At 63.4% G+C, this 20523-nt stretch carries 18 protein-coding genes; 12 read left to right on the top strand and 6 right to left on the bottom strand.

What is annotated here, in order from left to right:
• Positions 1–177 precede the first annotated feature (177 nt).
• Positions 178–1539 (top strand): LLM class flavin-dependent oxidoreductase, encoded by a 1362-nt coding sequence (locus NKI58_RS00640; protein ID WP_352684487.1) that lies wholly within the window; start codon positions 178–180, stop codon positions 1537–1539.
• Complete coding sequence (locus tag NKI58_RS00635) at positions 1536–2627, top strand: rhodanese-like domain-containing protein (protein WP_352783407.1); 1092 nt, start codon at positions 1536–1538, stop codon at positions 2625–2627. Before NKI58_RS00640 ends, NKI58_RS00635 begins: the two co-directional genes overlap by 4 nt.
• Positions 2628–2662: 35 nt before the next feature.
• Here NKI58_RS00635 and NKI58_RS00630 read toward each other — a convergent pair whose 3' ends face one another.
• The 5 genes from NKI58_RS00630 to NKI58_RS00610 are packed head-to-tail and all read right to left on the bottom strand — an operon-like array spanning position 2663 to position 9069.
• Positions 2663–3925, bottom strand: a complete 1263-nt coding sequence (locus NKI58_RS00630; protein ID WP_352783410.1) for an FAD-dependent oxidoreductase — start codon at positions 3923–3925, stop codon at positions 2663–2665.
• Positions 3926–3930: 5 nt separating this feature from the next.
• Positions 3931–5151 (bottom strand): acyl-CoA dehydrogenase family protein, encoded by a 1221-nt coding sequence (locus NKI58_RS00625; RefSeq protein ID WP_352647909.1) that lies wholly within the window; start codon positions 5149–5151, stop codon positions 3931–3933.
• 16 nt (positions 5152–5167) lie between these two features.
• Positions 5168–6205 (bottom strand): ABC transporter substrate-binding protein, encoded by a 1038-nt coding sequence (locus NKI58_RS00620; RefSeq protein WP_352647912.1) that lies wholly within the window; start codon positions 6203–6205, stop codon positions 5168–5170.
• A gap of 9 nt (positions 6206–6214) precedes the next feature.
• Positions 6215–7399, bottom strand: coding sequence for an LLM class flavin-dependent oxidoreductase (locus NKI58_RS00615; RefSeq protein WP_352783412.1), 1185 nt, complete (start codon positions 7397–7399; stop codon positions 6215–6217).
• A 59-nt stretch (positions 7400–7458) separates the two neighbouring features.
• Entirely contained in the window at positions 7459–9069 is a 1611-nt protein-coding gene (locus NKI58_RS00610; protein WP_352783414.1) for an ABC transporter substrate-binding protein, read from the bottom strand.
• A gap of 312 nt (positions 9070–9381) precedes the next feature.
• On the opposite strand from NKI58_RS00610, the gene NKI58_RS00605 reads away from it, so the two are divergent.
• The 10 genes from NKI58_RS00605 (at position 9382) to ssuD (ending at position 19197) form a co-directional block, all read left to right on the top strand.
• A complete protein-coding gene (locus NKI58_RS00605; protein ID WP_352647919.1) occupies positions 9382–10368 on the top strand; it encodes an ABC transporter permease in 987 nt (328 codons plus the stop codon).
• Positions 10368–11366, top strand: coding sequence for an ABC transporter permease (locus tag NKI58_RS00600; RefSeq protein WP_352621988.1), 999 nt, complete (start codon positions 10368–10370; stop codon positions 11364–11366). Before NKI58_RS00605 ends, NKI58_RS00600 begins: the two co-directional genes overlap by 1 nt.
• Before the next feature lie 2 nt (positions 11367–11368).
• The gene (locus NKI58_RS00595; RefSeq protein ID WP_352647922.1) at positions 11369–12367 is read left to right on the top strand and encodes an ABC transporter ATP-binding protein; all 999 of its coding nucleotides are present in this window, start codon (positions 11369–11371) and stop codon (positions 12365–12367) included.
• Positions 12345–13292: an ABC transporter ATP-binding protein gene (locus NKI58_RS00590; RefSeq protein ID WP_352783418.1), complete on the top strand. Its 948-nt coding sequence runs from the start codon at positions 12345–12347 to the stop codon at positions 13290–13292. Before NKI58_RS00595 ends, NKI58_RS00590 begins: the two co-directional genes overlap by 23 nt.
• A gap of 20 nt (positions 13293–13312) precedes the next feature.
• Positions 13313–14368, top strand: a complete 1056-nt coding sequence (locus NKI58_RS00585; RefSeq protein WP_352783419.1) for an aldo/keto reductase — start codon at positions 13313–13315, stop codon at positions 14366–14368.
• 73 nt (positions 14369–14441) lie between these two features.
• Entirely contained in the window at positions 14442–15032 is a 591-nt protein-coding gene (gene msuE / locus NKI58_RS00580; protein ID WP_352783422.1) for an FMN reductase, read from the top strand.
• A 257-nt stretch (positions 15033–15289) separates the two neighbouring features.
• Positions 15290–16297: a taurine ABC transporter substrate-binding protein gene (gene tauA, locus NKI58_RS00575; RefSeq protein ID WP_352783425.1), complete on the top strand. Its 1008-nt coding sequence runs from the start codon at positions 15290–15292 to the stop codon at positions 16295–16297.
• A gap of 69 nt (positions 16298–16366) precedes the next feature.
• Positions 16367–17161 (top strand): taurine ABC transporter ATP-binding protein, encoded by a 795-nt coding sequence (locus NKI58_RS00570; RefSeq protein WP_352471351.1) that lies wholly within the window; start codon positions 16367–16369, stop codon positions 17159–17161.
• Positions 17158–18006, top strand: coding sequence for an ABC transporter permease subunit (locus NKI58_RS00565; RefSeq protein ID WP_352542466.1), 849 nt, complete (start codon positions 17158–17160; stop codon positions 18004–18006). The genes NKI58_RS00570 and NKI58_RS00565 overlap by 4 nt, the downstream gene beginning before the upstream one ends.
• Positions 18007–18048: 42 nt before the next feature.
• Entirely contained in the window at positions 18049–19197 is a 1149-nt protein-coding gene (gene ssuD, locus NKI58_RS00560) for an FMNH2-dependent alkanesulfonate monooxygenase (protein ID WP_352783428.1), read from the top strand.
• A gap of 863 nt (positions 19198–20060) precedes the next feature.
• Here ssuD and NKI58_RS00555 read toward each other — a convergent pair.
• The gene (locus NKI58_RS00555; protein WP_352456668.1) at positions 20061–20492 is read right to left on the bottom strand and encodes a winged helix-turn-helix transcriptional regulator; all 432 of its coding nucleotides are present in this window, start codon (positions 20490–20492) and stop codon (positions 20061–20063) included.
• Between the last annotated feature and the right edge of the window lie 31 nt (positions 20493–20523).

Here is a 20523-nt window from a genome sequence, read left to right as displayed (position 1 = left end):
AACCTTTGCGACGCCGGTGGTCGTGGCTCTAGCCCATCGCCCCGGCAACGATCATCGTGCTTTCCCGTAACCCGATGTCAAAAAACAATAATTGCCAGCTGGCGAAAGGCATTCTTTCACTCAGCGGGTTTGGCAGGCGCTAGATAGGAACGCCCTTTGCGACCAGCCCGAGAACCGCTGATGACTGAAAATCGAAAGATAAGGCTTGGAGCCTTTGTTCGCGGACCGGGCCATCATGTCGCTGCCTGGCGCCATCCCGATGTGCCTGCCAATCCGGGCCTGAGCTTTCAGCACTATGCGGACGCCGCGCGCACTGCCGAGCGTGGCCTGTTCGACATGGTGTTTCTGGCCGACAGTCTCAGCGCGCGCAATGGCGAGCAGCCGATCGAGACCTTCGAGCGCACCGGCCATGTCGTGCATTTCGAGCCGCTGACGCTTTTGTCGGCGCTCTCGACCATCACGCAAGGGATCGGGCTCGTTGCGACCGCCTCGACCACCTATTGGGAGCCGTTCCACTTGGCGCGGCTGTTCGCTTCGATCGATCATCTCAGCGGCGGCAGGACAGGCTGGAATGTCGTCACCTCAGCCGATGCGCCGGCGGCGGCGAATTTCAGCCTCGACCAGCATCCCGTTCATGCCGACCGTTACGCCCGCGCCGAGGAATTCGTCGCTGTCGCGCAGAAGCTTTGGGACAGCTGGGACGACGATGCCTTCGTCGCCGACAAGGCTTCGGGGATCGCCATCGACCGGCGCGGCATCCACGCCCCGGACCATGCCGGCCGGCATTTCCGCGTCAAGGGACCGCTCAACGTCGCTCGCCCACCGCAGGGCCATCCCGTCATCGTCCAGGCGGGCTCGTCCGATGCCGGCCAGCACTTGGCGGCGCGGACGGCGGAGGTGGTTTTCACCGCCCACCAGACCATCGAATCGGCGCGCGGCTTTTACGGCGAACTGAAAGGCCGGCTGGGCTCGTTTGGCCGCTCCGCCGACAGCTTGAAGATCATGCCCGGTGTCTTCCCGGTCGTCGCGCCGACGCGCACGGAGGCCGAGGACAAGTTCGATGCGATCCAGCGCCTGGTCGATCCTGTGGTTGGTGTGGCGCTGGTTTCAGGATTGCTCGGCGGTGTCGATCTTTCCGGCCATTCACTCGACGGACCGTTGCCGGAACTGGGCAGTTCCGATGCCGTGAAGAGCCGCCTGAAAGTCGTTTCCGAATTGGCCGCGAGCCGGAACCTGACCATCCGCCAATTGTATCTCGCCGTTGCCGGCGCGCGCGGCCATTTCCAGATCGTCGGCACGCCAAAGGATGTGGCCGACATGATGGAGGAGTGGTTCGCCGGTGGCGCGGCGGACGGCTTCAACGTCATGCCGCCGATCCTGCCGACGGGCCTCACCGATTTTGTCGACCTCGTCATTCCGGAGCTGCAGCGGCGGCGTCTGTTCCGGACTGCTTACGAAGGCGGGACGTTGCGCGAGAACCTCGGCCTTGCGCGTCCGATCCGTGGCGCCGCTGAACAGCAAGAGAGGAAAGCATCATGAGCGACAGGACGATCGATTCGAAAATGTTTCGCCAATGGCTGGCGGATGGCGAAGAACTGGCGGTGCTAGACATTCGCGACAGCGTGCCTGTCGGATACGCATCGCCGCTGTTCGCCACCAACCTGCCCGCGACTCAGGTCGAGGCCGAGATCGACCGCTTCATCCCGCGCAAATCGGTGCGCACCGTGCTGGCGGACGACGGCAGCGGCGTTGCCGAGCAACTTGTCGAACGACTGGTGGGGTATGGCCGTACCCAGCTGTTTTCGCTGAACGGTGGAATTCCGGAATGGACGCAAAGCGGCGTTGAAGACCTGCCGACCTTCGATACGCCGGGCGTCGATTTTTCGCTGGCGATCCGCGATGAGAAGGGGACGCCGGTCATTACCGCTGAAGAACTCGCGGCGCTCAAGGACCAAGGCGCCGACGTGATCGTCCTCGACAGCCGAACGGTGGCGGAGTTCGACAAGGACCATGTGCCGGGCGCCGTCAGCGTGCCGGGCGCCGAGCTGGTGCTGCGCTTCGCCGACCTGGTGCCGTCACCGGAGACGCAGGTTGTCGTCTCCTGCGCCGGCCTGCCGCGCGCCATCATCGGCGCGCAGACGCTGATCGACGCCGGCGTGCCCAACAAGGTTGCCTATCTGCACGACGGCACCAACGCGTGGCGAGAGGCCGGTCTTGCGCTCGAAACCGGCAGGACCGCCGCCTATGGTCCGGCAAGTGAGGATGCGAAGCGCTTCGCCAGGGAGCACATCGCAAAACTTGCCGATGGCGACAGCTTTCCCCGCATCGATGCGGCGACGGCCGCAGCCTGGGCGAAGGACGACAAGCGGACGACCTATCTGCTCGACGTGCGCACGCCGGAGGAATTCGCGGCAAGCCACATTCCGGGCTCGATCGCATCGGAGGGCGGGCAGCTGCTCGGCGTCGCCTACCGCACCATCGCCGTGCGCGGCGCTCGTGTCGTGCTGATCGACGATCTGCTCGGTGTCCGCGCGGCGACGACGGCGCATTGGCTGCAGCGGCGCGGCTTCGAGATCGCGATCCTCTTGTATGACTTCCAGTCGGCCAGCCTGGTGGAAGCGGCGTAGGGCAGGAGCACTGTCAGGCGATTTTTTCGGGGCCACTATTCGGCGGCTTCCGATTGGCGGCGACGGCCCGCCAGCACGTTCTTCTGCATCGCCGTCAGCGAAGACCGTACGGCTTTGGCGCCGTGCTCCAGCATCTTGGCCTCATACTCCGACAGCGCTTGGAGAAGCGGCTTGTCGCCGCGTTTGGCGGCCACCAGCTCTGGCACCAGCAGCCCGGCGTCGTAGATCGCGGTGTTGCCGCCAAGCGCGCGAAAATAGGTCATGGCGTGGATGGCATCGCCAAGCAGCGTCACCGGTTTCGTCGGCCAGGGATCGACAGGTTCGGAGCTGTGGACATGAAGCAGCGCCACCGTCGATGGGTCGGTGTAGCGGATGAGGTTGAGGATTTCCGGGTGCCAGTGGGCGATCTTCGAGATCAGCAGGTCAATCAGTTCTGAACCGGAGAGCCTTGCCAGCGCGTCGTCCGTGGCAAGTTCGTCCTTTTCAGAGGCGGTGTTCCACCAGACATAGCTGGTGGTGTTGTTGAAATGGAAACCGGAAAAATCCTTGTGGGTGGCGTCGTCCAGCCCGATCAGTCCATGCTTTCGGAATGCGTCGACATTGACCCTGTGGCTGGTGACCATAAGCCCATGACCTTCGGTTGGCCTGACGCCGGCATTGTAGTCGAGTAGCAGCGGCGAGATTTGGTGAAGGGCTGCCGCATGAAGCGTCATCTTGCCGGCCAGGCGCCTGACGCCTGTGTCGAAGCTCCTGGCATGCGGCGCCAGCTGCTGACGCACGCGCGAGCGGGCGCCGTCGGCTCCGACCAGGACATCGGCATGGATTGCCGAACCGTCCTCGAAATGCGCGACGACCGAACCATCCGGCTGCTCGTCGTAGCGTGAAAAGACCTTGCCATAGCGCATGATGCCGTCGAGGCCGGAGAGCAGCACCTGGCGCAGCGTGATACGGCTTACCGATTTTTCGATATGCGTGTCGTCGGCCTCGCCCGGCGCGTTGCCGCCGCCCCAGGCATCCTCGCCCAGGATGTTGAAATTCTCGTCCAGCAGGATGTTGCGATCCGGCGCCTGGCCGAGCGTGGCGACAAAAGCGTCGTAGAGTTCCGGCGGCAAATTGGCGATCAGCGAATCGATGCCGCGCTGGCGGATGCGCAGACGAAAACCCTGGACATAGTCGGTGCGGGCGCGGTCCTTCTCGAAGACCGCGACACTGATGCCGTTCTTCTTCAGGCCTTGCGCCAGTGTCAGGCCGCCGGGGCCTCCGCCGATGATGGCGACTTCGACATGTTCTGTTGTCATGGCGCTCAACCGACCGCCGCGAGCTTGGGCTTGCCAGCGGCAATAGCCGGTGTCTCGGCCAGCTGCCGGGCGGTATGGCGGCTGAGCGTCGCCTTGGCGGCGATCGTGCGGATCATGTGGTTCTGCGGTGCGTGGGAACGGGCGGTCAGCGCATCACGGTGGTGGCGCTCAAGCTGGAAATCTCTGTTAAGGCCTGGATTGCCGGCAAGCTCCAGCGCCAGCGAGGTGACGGCAACGGCATTGTCGATGACGACATGCCTGACCGTCATGCCGTCGGTGCCCACAGGCCGGCCGGCGTCGACATCTTCGGCGAGCGAACGCAGCAGCCGCGTGCTGCTCGCAAGCCTGACCTCGATCTCACCGAGCCCTGCCTGGATGTGCGGCACGGTCGACAGCGGCGCACCAAGACTTGCCGGCGCGTGCGTGCTGACAAAGGAGACAAGCCGGTCACGGGCAGCACGGGCGGCACCGTGGTAGACAGCGCCGATCAGTGAAAAGAAGAACGCCGTCGCGCCTTCCTCGCGCCTCAGCGGCTCGGATGCCGGCTGCGCCTCGGTGATGTCTTCGGCAGGAACCGCAACATTATCCAGAATGATGTCGTCGCTGGCCGTCGCCCGCATGCCGGCGGCGTTCCATGTCTTTTCGACGCGCAATCCGGGCGCGTCGGTCGGCACCAGGAATGAAGCCAGACGCGGCTGCGGCTCGTCGGTCAGCGCCAGCAAGTTCACCCATTTCAGAATAGGAATGCCGGTGACGTAGTTCTTGTGGCCGGATATCCGCCAGACATTGCCGTCGCGCCGGGCAATGGTTTCGGGCGGCTTGCCATGGGCGGGCGAGCCAATCCGCGGCTCGGCTTGCGCGGCGTTGATCAAAGCAGGGCCAAGACGGCCGGCCTCTACAATCCGCTGAACCAGATGGCGCGGCCATTTTCCGGATTTCCGCATCGCATACTGGCTGTTGTAGTGCATGGCCAGCACCAGCGCCGTCGACGGCTCGCCACGGCCAATCTCGGCGATCACCGCCTGTGCTTCCGTCAGCCCGCCACCGAAGCCGCCATGTTCGCGCGCCGTGACCAGGCCAAGCAGCGCCGCCTGGTGAAGCCGGTCGAAATTGGCGAATGGGAATTCCCCGGTCGCGTCGTGATGCGCGGCGGTCAGCGCGAGATTGTCGGCAAGGCTGGCCACTCTGTCGAGGAGTTCCGGAAATCCTGAAATCGTGGAGGTCATGATGCTGGCTTTCCTCTCAGGCGGCGGCGCGCGTATCGACCAGATCGAAGGGTCGTCGATCGACCCAGGCCTCGACGTCGAAGTCGCCGGCGAGGAAGCCCCAGTCGCGCAGGAAATCCTTGTAGTGGGAAATCGCGCCGACCAGCTCAGGCTGCAGTCCGAGGCCGAGATGTTTGTGGACATCCGGGCCGTTGGCGGCCAGCACCTGCTCCTCGGTGGCACCGGCTTCGCGGGCGACGAAGCGCCTCGTCTCTTCCGGATGCGCCTCGGCCCAGGCGCTGGCGCGCAGGATGGTCTCGATCAGTCGCGCGACCAGATCGGGGCGTTTCTCGGCCAGCAGGTCATCGACGGTCAACACCCGCGGCGAACCGGAATTGATGCGGATGTTCGGGTCGGGGTGGAAGCCGAATTCGGCGACCTGGATGGCGCCGATCAGATTGGCGACGTTGATGCCGGCCGTGCCCTTCACATAGATGGCGTCGACCTCGCCCCGGATCAGGGCTGCGGCTTCCTCGCCATAGGCCTGCTTGCGCTTGAGGCCGAACAGCGACGGTCCTTCCTGGCTGTCGAGAACGCTGTCGGCCAACGCTATGTCGACGATCTCGACGTCGCCATGGCTGAGGGCTTCGAGCGAGAGGGCCGAGACCAGGCCCTTCAGCGCCGTCGCCCGCATGAAGTCGACGATGCCTTCGGGGCGCCGGGCGATGCCGAAGCGGCGGCCTTTCAGGTCCTGGGTTGTCCTGATGCCGCAACCGGGCAGGGCGATAATTGCCTGGAATTCGTCGGTCCAAGTGATGCCGACGAGACGCGTCTTGCGCCCTTCGGACCGCGCGCGGATCGGCGGCACGTTGCCGCCGTGGCGGAACGACCAGTCGAGCGTGTGGTTGAAATGGCTCTGGCGGATGTCGCGATTGGGCGAATCGATGATCGACTTCAATTCGATCCCCTCCTTGCGAAAGGTCTCGTGGAGAAGCCCGAGCTGTGCGGCGAGCCCGACAGGCGTCGGCACCGGGCAGCGTGTGTACCAGATTTCGGAGATCCCAGTCGCGGTCATGATGGCTCCTTAGGTGTTGCGCAGGCCAGCCTGCTTCATCAGCGGCAGGATGTTCTCGCCGAAGAATTCGAGGTCAGGCTTGAAATCGAAGAAGGACAGCTGCAGGCCGTCAATGCCGGCGTCCTTCAACTTGACGAACTGGTCGACGATCTGTTCGGGCGTGCCGATGAGGTAGATGTTGCCGCCGACCTTGGCGTAGGGGTCCTCGCGGCCTTCGCGTCCTTTCCAGGCCTGGGCGTCGCTGTTGAAGGTCTGGAAGCCTTTCGGCGTGCGGCTGTCGGCATGGGCGACGATCTCATCGGCGACCGCCCAGGCTTCCTTCTCGGTCGGCCGGCTGATGATCAGCGGATTGAGCAGAGTGCGCACGGTGCGGCCGACACCAAGGGCCGCGTCCTTCACTTTCTCCGTATGCGCCGGCAGCGCCTCCAGCGCGCTGGCGATGTCGGAGCCGGCCGGGCTGGTGACGAAGACGATGTCGGAATAGCGGCCGGCAAAGGAAATGCCGGCATCGGAGCCAGTGGCGTTGACCAGGATCGGCCTGCCGTAATTCGGCTTCGGCGTGACGAAGCCGCCATTGAGCTTCCAGCTCGATTCTCCGGAGAAGGAGAAATTCTCATCATCCTGCCACAGCCGCTGCAGCACTTCGACGAATTCGGCGGCGAGTTCATAGCGGCGGTCATGCTCGATGCGGTTCCAGCCGAACATTTCATGTTCGACAGCGCGATGACCGGTGACCACGTTGATGCCCCAGCGGCCGCCGGAGATGTGGTCGAGCGTGGCGCCGAACTTCGCCAGATGCAGCGGATGCCACGGGCCGTAGAGAACATGCATGGTCGAAATCAGCATGATCTTCTTGGTGATCGCGGCCATGGCCGCCACGGACACAAAACTGTCCAGCGCCTGGCCGTTGAAAACGCCGCCATAGCCGCCCTTGGGCAGCCATTGACTGAGCGCGAAGACGAGGTCGAAGCCAAGCTCCTCGGCCTTCAACGTCAGATCGCGATTGTAGTCGAAGCGCCAGTCGGTCGAGCGCGGCAGCGTCGAGTTGGTCCAGCCACCGGCCTGGATCGGCAGGAACAGCCCGAGCAGCACCGGCTGCTGAAGTGCTTTCGACAGCGGGCTGTCCGGATAGTCGGTCGGCGCCTTGAAGAAGGGCGTGCCGACGATGGAACCAGGCTTGTGGGCGAGCGTCATGGCGAACTTTCTCGGGTGGAGGAAGGGAACCCGTGCGAAGGACCGCGCACGGGTCAGGCTCAGGCGACGATATGGGCGGTTGCGAGGGAGCCGGCATTGCCCTCGGCGCCCACCGTGTGACCGGCTATGCGCCTGTTGTAGAGGGTGATTTCCGGTTGGCTGACGATGCCGATGTCGGGCAGGTCCTCGACAAGGATCTGCTGGATCGCGGCCCATTGCTCGAAGCGCTTTTCGTGGTCGACCTCGACGGCGGCCGCTTCAAGAAGTTCGTCGACCTTGGCATTGCTGTATTTCGAACCGTTGGAGAACGGCACGCCGGGCTTGAAGTTCTTCGACCAGTAGAGCCGCTGTACGCCTACCGTCGGGTCGAACAGATTGCTCATGCCGTTGAAGGTGAAGTCGAAATCGCGGTCGGTGTAGATGCGCTTGGTGTAGGTGGCAAAATCCTGGCTGCGCACGGTGACCTCGATCCCGACCGCGGCCAATGCCTGCTTGATGTAGTCGGCGCCGCGCTTGTAGGTTTCGCCGCTCGGGACATAGTCGTGGACAAGCTTGAGCCGGGTACCGTTGGCGTCGCGCGGCAAGCCTGCTTCGTCGAGCAGTTTCTCGGCAGTGGCAATGTCGACCGGATAGGTCTTCAGGTCGGCGACGTACCACTTCTTCAGATTGGGGTTGATCGGGCCTGGAATGGTCGCGCCATAGCCATAGTTGATCGTCTCGCGGATGACGTTGCGGTCGATAACATGGGCGAAGGCACGGCGGACGCGAACATCCTGGAAATAGGGTTTCTCCAGGTTGAACTCGACCCGGCTGATGCCATTGGAATACTGATAACCCTGCTTCTCGAAGCCGATATGCGGCAGCGTTTCGAAGCGCTGCAAATCGCTGTACGGAATCGGCGTGGCCGGCGCCAGATCGATCTCGCCTGTCTCCAGCGCCAATGCGCGCGCCGAAGCGTCAGGGATGAAACGGACAATCAGCCGGTCAAGGTAGGGGCGCGGCGCGTCCCAATAGTCGGGATTACGTTCGTAGACGATGTGGCTGCCGCGGACCCATTCCTTGAAGACGAAAGGGCCGGTGCCGACCGGCGCGACGTTGACCGGATTTTCGGCTGCCTTTGTGCCGTCATAGAGGTGCTTCGGCACGATCGGCGTTTCGGCCGCGGCCAAGGCCGTGATCAGGTAAGGCGCCGGCCTCGACAGAACCAGCGTCACGGTCAGCGGATCCGGCGTCTGGATGTCTACAAGGTTGAGGAAGGTGTTGCGGCCGCGCGGATGAACCTCTCTGATCGTGGTGATCGAATAGGCGACGTCGGCGGCGGTGAACGGCTGGCCATCATGCCACTTCACGCCTTCGCGCAGCTTGAAGGTGTATTGCAGCCCATCGTCACTGACCGACCATTGTCTGGCCAGGGATGGGCGCGGCGTGAGATCGAAATCATAGGTCAGCAGGCCCTCGGTGGTCTTTGCCGAGACGTAGACCGAATTGAATGCCGTGTGGGCGATGGTCGTCAGCACAGGCGGCTCAGCCGAGAGCACCAGCGTCGCCATTCCACCCTGTTTCGGCTCGGCGGCGTAGGCGCTGCGCGATGCAGGCAACAGCGTCGCTCCGAGTGCGGCTGCCGAGATGCCGAGGAACCTGCGGCGGTTCGGAATGAGGAAATGAGACATCGCGCCCTAGTCCTTTTTTGCTGTCGCCCCCGATCGGCCGATCCTCGGCCACCGAGTTAAAAATCTATTGTTCCAAGAGCGGGCCCGTTTGCGAAAAGATTTGGCCGACCCGCTCCCGCGCTTAAGATTTCATGCCTCAAACCGCTAATTTCGTAGCATGAAATAAAATTCTATTCTGCAAAGTCGCCATTTGCAGGATAAAATTTCTTAAATCGGTTTGACAATGTCTATAAATTTTGTCAACTAAAAGCACGAAACTTTCCGGGAAACAGCAAACCCGCATCGTCAGCCACAGCCGGGATAGCGAAAACGATGTCGACCCTGACGCGCATTGGCAGAACGTTTCGACGCACCGCGATACAGGCGGTGCCGACCGTTCTGGGCATCGTGATCCTGAATTTCTTTCTGCTGCAGCTCGCGCCGGGCGATGCGGCCGACGTCATGGCTGGCGAGGCTGGTTCGGCCACGGTGGAGACCATGGCGGCACTGCGCCAGCGCTTTGGGCTCGACAATCCGCTGCTCGTCCAGCTGTTCAACTATCTCTACAATCTGGCGCATTTCAGCCTCGGCTTTTCGCCGCGCTACGGCATGCCGGTTGCCGACCTGATCGGCCAGCGGCTGCCCGGCACGCTGGTGCTGATGGCGGTGGCTCTGGCCGTCGCCATTGTGCTCGGCCTCGCCCTTGGATCGGTGATGGCGGTGTTTGCCGGGCGCCTGCCGGATCGTCTGCTCTCCGTTATTTCGCTGCTGTTCTATTCAATCCCGGGTTTCTGGATCGGCTTGATGCTGATCGTGTTGTTTTCGGTCAAGCTCGGCTGGCTGCCCAGCGGCGGCTCGGGAACCATCGGCAGCAACCTGACCGGCCTTGCCGGGCTCTGGGACAGGGCGCGCTACATGATCCTGCCGGCACTGTCGCTGGCGCTGTTCTACGTGGCGATCTATGCGCGGCTGACACGAGCGGCGATGCTGGAGGTCCAGTCGCAGGACTACGTGCGCACCGCCGCAGCCAAGGGTCTGCCGCCGGCCATAATCACCATTCGCCATGTCCTGCGCAACGCGCTGATCCCCATTACCACCATGGCCGGCATGCATGTTGGCGGCATGCTCGGCGGCGCCGTCGTTGTCGAGACCGTCTATTCCTGGCCCGGCCTCGGGCGTCTCGCCTTCGAAGCGGTCATGGGCCGCGATTTCACCGTGCTGCTCGGCATCCTTCTGTTGTCGTCGCTGCTGGTCATCATCGCCAACGCGACCGTCGATCTTCTGCACGCCTGGCTCGATCCCCGCATCGGAGTACGCTGATGGCTTCCACCGATTTCGCCGCGGGCGATGCCCGTTCCCGCCGTCTCCATGCCGATGCCCGCGGGCCCGCGGCACCGCCTGAGCCCGAGGCAAAGAGCTGGAGCAATCTCCACGCGCCCGACGCACGCTCCGCTTCGGCAGCGTCGGTGCCGATAGCCGTTGGAGGGCGTGCGCTGAAGGTTTTCCTGCGCAATCCCAACGCCATGTTCGGCGTGGTGTTCCTGTCGTTGGTCGTGCTGGCCGCACTGCTAGCACCAGTCCTCTATCCGGCCGATCCGCTATCGATGGTGGCGCGGCCCTTCCTGTGGCCGGGCCAGAACCCAGCCTTCCCACTGGGCACGGACTCCATGGGCCGCGATGTGCTTTCCGGCATTCTGCATGGCGCGCGGATTTCGCTGTTCGTCGGCCTGGTGGCGACCGCGCTCGGTCTCGGCTTCGGCATCCTGGTCGGCGCCGCCGCCGGCTACTTCGGCGGCTGGATCGACGATCTGCTGGTGCGCCTGATCGAGATCTTTCAGACCATACCGAGCTTCGTGCTTCTGGTCGTCATGGTGGCGATCGCGCAGCCGACCGCGCCTGTCGTGACAGTGGCGATCGCCGTCATCACCTGGCCGACGGTGGCGCGGTTGACCCGCGCCGAATTCCGGGCCATCCGCGAGAAGGATTTCGTCATGGCCGCCCGCAGCCTCGGCTACGGCCATGCCCGCATTATCTTCCGCGAGATCCTGCCCAATGCGCTGCCGCCGTTGATCGTGACCTCGTCGGTGATGGTGGCGACCGCGATCCTGATGGAATCGGCGCTGTCCTTCATGGGCCTCGGCGATCCCAACGTCGTCAGCTGGGGCTCGATGATCGGAGCGGGCAGGGAATTGATCCGCACCGCTTGGTATCTGACAGCGCTTCCGGGACTGGCGATCGTCTTTACCGTGCTGGCGCTCAACCTGATCGGTGACGGCCTCAACGACGCGCTCAACCCGCGCTTCTCACAGGAGCGCTAGAGATGGCGGCTCCTTTGCTCAGGATCGACAATCTGACGGTTCGCTTCCCGAACACTGAGCCGGTCAGCCGGCTGAGCTTCGAGGTCGGTGAGGGCGAGACGCTGGCGATCGTTGGTGAATCAGGCTCCGGCAAGTCGCTGACTGCGCTCGCCCTGATGCAGCTTCTGCCGCGCTCGGCGAAAATCCCCAATGGCCGGATCGAATTCGCCGGCAGGGACCTGCTCGGTCTCGACCAGAAAGCGATGCGCAACTTGCGCGGGCGCGAGATCGCCATGATCTTCCAGGAACCGATGACATCGCTGAACCCGGTGCTGACCATCGGCCGGCAGATCACGGAGGTGCTGACGCTGCACGAAGGCATACGCGGCAAGGCAGCGCGGAACCGTGCCATCGAGCTTCTCAATCTGGTTCGCATTCCCGATCCGCAGCGGCGTATCGACGACTATCCGCACCAGCTTTCCGGCGGCATGCGCCAGCGCGTCATGATTGCCATCGCCGTTGCCTGCCGGCCGCGCCTGCTGATTGCCGACGAACCGACGACGGCGCTCGACGTCACCATCCAGGCGCAGGTGCTCGATCTGCTCGATACGCTGCGCCGCGAACTATCGATGGCTGTCGTGCTCATCACCCACGATCTTGGTGTCGTCGCACAATGGGCCGACAAGGTCGTCGTCATGTATGCCGGCCGCAAGGTTGAACAGGCGCTGCCCGGCGTGCTGTTCAGAACACCCCTTCACCCCTATACGCGCGGCCTGCTGGCGGCGTCGCCGCGGCTGAAGACCAATCTCCACTACCGCGACGCCAGGCTGACGGAGATTCCCGGCAGTATCGTCTCGGCCGCCGGCGAAAAGGGCTGCCCGTTCCGCCCGCGCTGCGCGGTGGCGCGCGACAGCTGCGCCCATTTCGTACCCGCCCTCGTCGAGGTGAGCGAGGATCGTCTAGTCGCCTGCCCCTACAGCTTCATTCCGGAGGTTGCGCATGGCGCTGCTCTCGGTCTCTGACCTTTCCACCCATTTCCACGCCCAGGGCGGCACGCTGCGCGCCGTCGATGGCGTATCCCTCGAAGTCGGACGCGGCGAGACGGTTGGTCTCGTCGGCGAAAGCGGTTGCGGAAAATCGACGCTAGGCAAGACCATCATGCGGCTGGTCGACCCGACTAGCGGCAGGATCGAGTTCAACGGCACCGACATCACCGTTCTCGACGCGCGCCGGCTGAAGGCGGCGCGCCGTAATATCCAGATGATCTTCCAGGATCCGTTCGCATCGCTCAATCCGCGCCACATGATCGGCGACATCCTGACCGCGCCGCTGAAAGTCCATGGCATCGGCAGCAAGGCCGAACGGCGCACCATTGTCGAGGACATCATCGAGCGTGTCGGCCTGCCCAAGGATTCGCTTGGCAGCTACCCGCATGAATTTTCCGGCGGGCAACGCCAGCGCATCGGCATCGCCCGGGCGCTGATCCTCAATCCGGAACTGGTTGTATGCGACGAGCCGGTGTCGGCGCTCGACCTTTCGATCCAGGCGCAGATCCTCAACCTGTTGGTCGACATGAAACGTCAGCTCGGCCTGTCCTATCTCTTCATTTCGCACGATCTATCAGTCGTCCGCTATTTCGCCGACCGGGTGCTGGTCATGTATCTCGGCCGCATCGTCGAAAGCGCCGACAATTCGACGCTGTGGACCTCGCCCCAGCATCCCTACACGCGCGCGCTGATGGATGCCGTGCCGGACCCGTCGCGGCGCCGCCAGGCCGCGCCGATCTATGGCGATCTGCCGAGCCCGCAGAACATCCCGAACGGTTGCCGCTTTCACACGCGCTGCCCGCTGGCGACGGATCTGTGCCGTTCGCAGGAGCCGGCATTCCGGGCGATCTCGCCCGGACACCACGTCGCCTGCCACTACGCCGAACCAACCCTCAACTGAAAGTTCAACGGAGCAGAAAAATGTCCGATTACCGCTATCTCGGCCGCAGCGCCCTGAAGGTTTCGCCGCTCAGCCTGGGCACGATGATGTTCGGCGGGCCGACCGAGGAGACGGTCGCGCATCGCATCATCGACAAGGCGCGCGAGCAAGGCATCAACTTCATTGACACCGCCGACGTCTATCACAACGGCAAGTCCGAGGAAGTCGTCGGTCGCGGTATCAAGGCGACGCGCGATCATTGGGTCGTGGCGACCAAGTTCGTCAACTCGCATGACAAGGGGCCTAATCTCGGCGGCCATTCGCGCAAATGGGTGATCCAGACGGTCGAGAACAGCCTGCGGCGCCTGGGAACAGACTATATCGACCTGTTCTACTTCCACCGCGCCATCTTCGATGCGCCGTTGGAAGAGCCGGTGCGGGCGATCGCCGACCTGATCCGCCAAGGCAAGCTGCGCTATTTCGGCGTCTCCAACTTTCGTGGGTGGCGCATCGCCGAAGTCGCGCATCTGGCCGATGAACTCGGCATCGACTGGCCGGTGGCCAGCCAGCCGCTCTACAACATCGTCAACCGCACCGCCGAGGCCGAACAGCTGCCGGCGGCCGCCTATTACGGTCTTGGCGTCGTCTCCTACAGCCCGCTGGCGCGCGGCGTGCTGACCGGCAAATACGAGCCGAACCAGGCGCCTGCCGCCGACACGCGGGCCGGCCGTGGCGACAAGCGCATCGCCGAGACCGAGTGGCGCCCGGAATCGATCGAGATCGCCAGGCAGATCGCGGCGCACGCAAAGTCGCGCGGTGTTTCGGCAGCCGATTTCGCGCTGGCCTGGGTGCTCAACAACCGGTTGATCACGGCGGCGATCGCCGGTCCGCGTACCGAGGAACAGTGGGACAGTTACGCGAAGGCGCTGGACTTCAGGCTGACCGCCGAGGACGAGGCCTTCGTCGATCGTCTCGTCACCGCCGGTCATGCGTCGACGCATCGGTTCAACGATCCGAGCCATCCGGTCGAAGGCCGCGTGCCGCGTTCGGAGCCGGACGCGCCGATCCCATTGACGCGGCCTCTGCGCGCCGCCTGACAGTCGCCGACGAAATGGCGGGGCCGGCGGCCCCGCCCGCGTTTCCAATTGCTTTGGACAGATGAGAGAGCCCATGAATTTCCACGTCGAACGGCTGCGCCAGAACATCGTCGTGCTTTCGGGCAACACCCACAGGCCGTCGAAGTCGCGGACGCTGGCGCATCATCTCGGCGAGGCGCTGCGCGAAAGATTGTCTGTCACGGTAAATTTCCTCGATCTTGTCGATGCCGGCCGTGGTCTGGGTGCTGCGTTTACGCGAAAGGAATTGGCGCCGGAGGCGCTGAATGTGGTAACCGCGGTCGAACAGGCCGACGCGCTGATCGTCACGACGCCGGTCTACAACGGCTCCTATGCTGGCCTGTTCAAGCATCTGTTCGACCTCATCGATCCACTGGCGCTCGTCGACCGGCCGGTCCTGATCGGCGCGACGGGTGGTGGCCAGCGCCACGCGCTGGTAGTCGAACATCAGCTTCGCCCGCTGTTTGGCTTTTACTCCGCCCTGACGGTGCCGAGCGCCGTCTATGGCAGTGACAGCGACTTTGCCGACGGCAAGCTCGTAGATTCGCTGGTTCTGGCGCGGGCCGGGCAGGCCGTGGATCAATTCGTTGCCCTGCTTTCACCGCGCCAGCCGAAGAGCCAACCGGTCCGGGCGGCTTCGGCCTGACGGATAAAGTGCCAAGGCAAGTGCCTGATAGGCGATATATAGCCAAGGCGCGGCCCGTAAGCACTCCGCATTTTGCGCCTGAATAATCCCGCGGGCGACAGCGTGCCGTCTAAATCCGAATTCTTTTTTAAGCGCGAGCTGATTTTAAGAATTCCATTGCTATCTAAGTCTATAATATCAGTGGACTTTAATCCAACGCTCTTGAATAGGGCGGGCAGTCGAGGGGTTTGCCCTCTGTTCAAAAGGATTAAGGCTCCATGCGAAAGCTTATTTCCGCCGCCCTTATCGGGCTTGCCATAGCGGCCACATCCGCTGCAGCGCATGCCGACGACAAGAAAGTCGTCATCGCCTACCAGACCGGTGCCAATCCCTACAATCTCGGCATTGCCAACGGCGATCTTGCCAAGAAAACCGGCTGGAACATCGAATACCGCCGCTTCAATTCCGGTGCTGACATCTTTGCTGCCATCGCATCCGGCGACGTCCAGATCGGCGATGTCGGATCAAGCCCGTTCGCCGCAGCCGTCAGCAGGGGCATCGACGTGAAGGCCTTCTACATCTCCTCGGTCTCCCGTGACGGAGAAGCCCTGGTGGTGCGGCCCGATATCAAGTCGCCGGCCGACCTGCGGGGCAAGAAGCTCGCGGCCGCGCCGGTATCGACGGATCATTACCAGCTTCTCGCCGTCCTCAAGCAGGAAGGCATTTCGGAGAAGGAAACCCAGGTCATCGCCATTCCGCAGCCCGAAATCGTTGCTGCCTGGAAGCGCGGCGACATTGACGGGGCCTTCGTCTGGGATCCGGCACTCTCTGAACTCAAAAAGGACGGCAAGGTTCTGCTCACAGCCGGCCAGGTCGCCGACCGTGGCGCGCCGACCTTCAGCGCGCTGGTCGTGACCGGCGATTTCGCCAAGGCCAATCCCGACTTCCTCGGCCAGTATGTCCGGCTGATCGACGGCTACAACACGGCCTACCTGAGCAACCCGGCCGCATGGGGACCGGACTCAGAGAGCGCCAAGCTGGTCGCCGGTCTGCAGGGCGGCACGGCGGCCGAGAATTCGGAGCAGTTGAAGACGACTGTGGTTCCGCCGCTCGACGAGCAGGTGTCCGACAAATGGCTGGGCGGTGGCGACAAGAGCGCCGTTGCGAAAATCCTCAAGGACACCGCAGGCTTCCTGAAGGACCAGCACAAGATCACCGCCATCAAGGACAGCTACACCGCGTTCGCCGATCCGGAATACGCAGACGCTGCCAAGGCCTCGAACTAGAAATCACCTGACGACATTCAGGTTCCGGCTGGCGGAATTCTCGCCAGCCAGACTGCTTGGAGGCCCACCATGCTTCGAATCCGCGATGCCAGCGTGACCTTTCCGGCCTCGGATGGCCAGGACGTGCACGCGCTTGATCACGTCTCGCTCGATATCGCTCCAGATTCCATCGTTGTCGCGGTTGGTGCTTCCGGATGCGGCAAGTCGACATTGCTCAACGCGATCGCCGGCTTCCTGCCGCTCACCGAAGGCACGATCACACTGGACGGAAAAGAAATTGTCGCGCCCGGCGGCGATCGTGGCGTCGTCTTCCAGAAAGATACCTTGCTGCCCTGGGCCAATGTGCTGGACAATGTCGCTCTCGGCCTGAAATACCGGGGCGTGCGGCGCGGCGAACGCCATGAGCGATCGAGGCGTCTGCTGGAACTGGTCGGGCTCGCCGATTTCGCCGAAAAGCCGCCCTATGAACTGTCCGGCGGCATGCGCCAGCGAGTCGGCATCGCGCGGGCGCTGGCCACCGATCCGAAGATCCTGCTGATGGACGAGCCGTTCGGCGCCCTCGACAGCCTGACGCGCGAGACGATGCAGCAGCTTCTGGCCTCGGTCTGGGCCAAGACCGGCAAGCAGATCCTGTTCATTACCCATTCGATCGAGGAAGCCCTCACGCTCGGCACCACCATCGTTGTGATGTCGCCTCGACCAGGCCGCATCGTTGCCCGGTTCGACGCCGACTTCGTTCGCGACTTCGCTGAGAGCGGCGACATCGGGCCGATCCAGTCCCACCCGCGTTTCATCGAACTGCGGCAGGAAATCCGCTCGCTCATCCACCAGCCGGAAGGCGCCCGCACAGGAACCTTGCAATGACGCTCGCCGCCAATTCCGGAACCTCTTTTTCGTCTTCGATAGCTCAGCGCGCGCCGTCTCCCAAGACGCGCCGGTCCGCTTCGACAAGCACGCTCGGCATCAGCCTGGTCACGCTGGCGTCGCTCATCGCCTTGTGGTTTTTGGCCACGCGCTTCGGCTGGGCGTCGCCGCTGTTCCTGCCGTCGCCCGCCGAGGTACTGACCCAGTTCAGCGCCGTCTGGGCCGATGGCTATGCCAACGGTACGCTGCTCGAGCACACACTGGCCAGCCTCGGCCGCATCGCCGCGGCGCTCGGTGTCGGCATTTTCCTGGGCATTCCGCTCGGCCTGCTGATGGGACTCAATCGGTGGGTCAAGGGCATCTTCAGCGTTCCGATCGATCTCTACTGGGGTCTGCCGCCTTTGGCCTACCTGCCGCTGCTGATCATCTGGCTGGGCATCGGCGAAACTTCCAAGATCGTGCTCCTGTCGCTGTCGACCTTCGCCCCGATCTGTTTTGCCGCACAGGCCGGCGTCCGGTCGGTGCCGGCCGAACGCATCAATGCCGCGCTGTCGCTCGGTGCGAGCCGGCTGCAACTTTTCACCAGCATCATCCTGCCGTCCGCGTTGCCGGAAATCATGACCGGCCTGAAGATTGCCATCGGCGCCGGATTGTCCACGCTGGTAGCGGCCGAGCTGATCGCGGCCCAGTCGGGCCTTGGCTATATGATCATGTCGGCGGCCAATTTCCTCGCCACCGACGTCGTCTTCGTCGGCCTCATCGTCATCGCCATCCTTGCCTTCGCCTTTACCAGCGGCATGCGCTGGCTGGAGCATCGCCTCATCCCCTGGAAGGGCAAGATCTGACGCTTGCCTAGACATTCCGCAATCGCTGAAGGAAACAATCCGATGTCCAGCAACACCCGTCCGCTCGACCTCTACTGGTATCTGCCGACCCATGGCGACGGACCGTATCTCGGCACGGACGAGCGGCACCGCCCGGCAACCTTCGGCTATCTCAGGGAGATCGCCCAGACTGCGGACCGGCTTGGCTTCAAGGGTGTGCTCCTGCCGACAGGAACGCGTTGTGAAGACGCCTGGATCGTGGCGGCCGGGCTGATCCCGCTCACCGAACGGCTGAAGTTCCTCGTGGCACTTCGGCCGGGCAGCGGAACACCGGCGCTGTTTGCGCGTCATGCGGCCACTCTGGACCGCATTTCCGGTGGCCGCGTCCTGCTCAATGTCGTCACCGGTGCCGAACCGGCCGATCTCGCCGGCGACGGCAACAAGCTCAGTCATGACGAGCGCTATGCACAGACCGACGAGTTCCTGACGATCTGGCGGCGAATCCTTTCGGGTGAGCCGGCGGATTTCGACGGCAAATATCTTTCCGCCCATGGCACCGACATTTCCTTCCCGCCGGTTCAGCGGCCGCATCCGCCACTCTGGTTCGGAGGCTCTTCGGATGCCGGCATCGCGATCGCCGCCAAGCACGTGGACACCTATCTGAGCTGGGGTGAACCGGTGGACCAGCTTGTCGAAAAGATCGCCCGCGTCAGGGAAGCCGCAGCGGCGCAAGGCCGCATGATGCGCTTCGGCCTTCGCATTCATCTGATCGTACGCGAAACGGAGGATGAGGCGTGGGCGGCGGCCGACCGGCTGATCAGCCACGTCACCGACGACCTGATCGCCGAAGCCCAGAAGGGATTTGTCCACATCTCGGAATCCGTTGGCCAAAAGCGCATGTCGGCGCTCCATCAGGGCCGGCGCGACCGGCTGGTCGTCGGCCCGAATCTATGGGCGGGACCGGGGCTGGTGCGCGGAGGTGCGGGAACGGCCTTGGTCGGCAATCCCGACAATGTTGCCGCGCGCATTCGCGAGTATCAGGCGATCGGCATCGAAACCATCATCGCGTCCGGCTATCCGCATCTGGAAGAGGCGTTTAACGTCGCCGAATTGCTTTTCCCCAAACTCGGCCTGAGTGGCGAAGCCGCACCCCAGGAGCGCAGCTGGGACGTCGAGTTCGGACGCCCCAAAATCGCCGCGTCCGCTTCGTGACGTCCTGCCGACAGCGTCGGCCAGAGCGATGTCATGTCGCTTCGCGACGGCGATCGAAGCGAGGCTGCGGCTAGGTCCAATGACATGGCTTTCGGGAATCGACCGAGAGCAACGAGCGTCCTAGCTAACGCGTGTCGCGTCTGAGGGGCCGGGCGCCGCCGGTATGTGGCACGCCCGCCCGTTCGAGGATGCGCTTCCACCCCAGGTAATAAGTGTGCTTTGACATCGGCAGGTTTGGATCGAAGATCGAAGGGCAAACGAATGGAGAGACCCGACATTGATTTCAGGTGCAGGATGGGTGCAGCCAGAAATCAAACCGTGGCGTATGTCCGGTTAGGTATGGATGATTGGACGGGCCGAAAAAGCTAGTGGCTACAATCGGTTATCGTACAATTGGATACCGCCGGATAAAGTTAGGATAGGCCATATCCGGTCGCTCAAAATCGAGTTCCGCAAGGAGTGCTGGTTCGATCCTGGCTAGGGGCACCACTTTTTAAATTCCCACCCACTTCTTATTGAACCTAATGGCGTGGGTGGGATCGTCCACGACGCCCTCGACGGCCACCGAATGGTTGCGTCTTGCCTGTTGCCGCAAGCTGCCCAAGCTTCCGCTGAACGGTGCGCGGACCAGCCCCAAGCGCAATCTGGCGTTCCTCACCGCACGCGATCAGGCGTGCCGCGGTCCCGCAAGAAGACGTTGCCGCAAAGTCGATCGCTGCCCGACGGACATCTTTCCTCCCGCGAATTACCCACCAGACCCGGCCCACGGATGCAACCTCGGGAGGTGAGATATGCGGGCATTATGGCACGATGCGAAACAGCTTCGTCTTGGATCGTGCTGCGGGCCGGAGCCGCCGCCGTGCCTAGCGCAGGGCCGCCACGACGTCGGCGAAGTCGGCCCGCTTGCCATTGCCGGCGCGACGCAATTGCACCTCGACCGGCTTGCCGTCGGATTGGTCGCAGTAGACGATGGGTCCGGGCCGCACCCATTTGTCGCCCCACTCGGTCAGCGCGATAATGACCGTTTTGAATTCCAGCCCCTTCCGGGTCAGGACGTAGTCGGCCTGCTCGCCGGCGGCACCCGGGCGACGGTCCATCAGGCCGGCCTCGACGAAATCCTCGAGGCGCTTGGCCAGGATGTTGGTGGCGATCCCCAGGCTCTTCTGGAATTGCGAAAAGCGCGTGCAGCCGCCGAATATCGCGTCGCGCAGGATCAACAGGCTCCAGCGCTCGCCGACCAGTTCCAGGGCGCGTGAGGCCGAGCAGTTTTGTTTTTCATAGAGACGACCAAGCATGGTGTGAACATACCCTATTGACTTGCATCAT

The organism is Mesorhizobium sp. M0522, from assembly GCF_040321085.1.
In the GTDB taxonomy this organism is placed as follows: domain Bacteria; phylum Pseudomonadota; class Alphaproteobacteria; order Rhizobiales; family Rhizobiaceae; genus Mesorhizobium.
Note: the sequence above shows the minus strand (reverse complement) of the source record. Positions and strands in the feature narration are given on the sequence as shown.

Coding starts and splice junctions, on each gene's coding strand:
- NKI58_RS00635 (WP_352783407.1), top strand. CDS start 1,536: ATGAGCGACAGGACGATCGATTCGAAAATGTTTCGCCAATGGCTGGCG.
- NKI58_RS00630 (WP_352783410.1), bottom strand. CDS start 3,925: ATGACAACAGAACATGTCGAAGTCGCCATCATCGGCGGAGGCCCCGGC.
- NKI58_RS00625 (WP_352647909.1), bottom strand. CDS start 5,151: ATGACCTCCACGATTTCAGGATTTCCGGAACTCCTCGACAGAGTGGCC.
- NKI58_RS00620 (WP_352647912.1), bottom strand. CDS start 6,205: ATGACCGCGACTGGGATCTCCGAAATCTGGTACACACGCTGCCCGGTG.
- NKI58_RS00615 (WP_352783412.1), bottom strand. CDS start 7,399: ATGACGCTCGCCCACAAGCCTGGTTCCATCGTCGGCACGCCCTTCTTC.
- NKI58_RS00610 (WP_352783414.1), bottom strand. CDS start 9,069: ATGTCTCATTTCCTCATTCCGAACCGCCGCAGGTTCCTCGGCATCTCG.
- NKI58_RS00605 (WP_352647919.1), top strand. CDS start 9,382: ATGTCGACCCTGACGCGCATTGGCAGAACGTTTCGACGCACCGCGATA.
- NKI58_RS00600 (WP_352621988.1), top strand. CDS start 10,368: ATGGCTTCCACCGATTTCGCCGCGGGCGATGCCCGTTCCCGCCGTCTC.
- NKI58_RS00595 (WP_352647922.1), top strand. CDS start 11,369: ATGGCGGCTCCTTTGCTCAGGATCGACAATCTGACGGTTCGCTTCCCG.
- NKI58_RS00590 (WP_352783418.1), top strand. CDS start 12,345: ATGGCGCTGCTCTCGGTCTCTGACCTTTCCACCCATTTCCACGCCCAG.
- NKI58_RS00585 (WP_352783419.1), top strand. CDS start 13,313: ATGTCCGATTACCGCTATCTCGGCCGCAGCGCCCTGAAGGTTTCGCCG.
- msuE (WP_352783422.1), top strand. CDS start 14,442: ATGAATTTCCACGTCGAACGGCTGCGCCAGAACATCGTCGTGCTTTCG.
- tauA (WP_352783425.1), top strand. CDS start 15,290: ATGCGAAAGCTTATTTCCGCCGCCCTTATCGGGCTTGCCATAGCGGCC.
- NKI58_RS00570 (WP_352471351.1), top strand. CDS start 16,367: ATGCTTCGAATCCGCGATGCCAGCGTGACCTTTCCGGCCTCGGATGGC.
- NKI58_RS00565 (WP_352542466.1), top strand. CDS start 17,158: ATGACGCTCGCCGCCAATTCCGGAACCTCTTTTTCGTCTTCGATAGCT.
- ssuD (WP_352783428.1), top strand. CDS start 18,049: ATGTCCAGCAACACCCGTCCGCTCGACCTCTACTGGTATCTGCCGACC.
- NKI58_RS00555 (WP_352456668.1), bottom strand. CDS start 20,492: ATGCTTGGTCGTCTCTATGAAAAACAAAACTGCTCGGCCTCACGCGCC.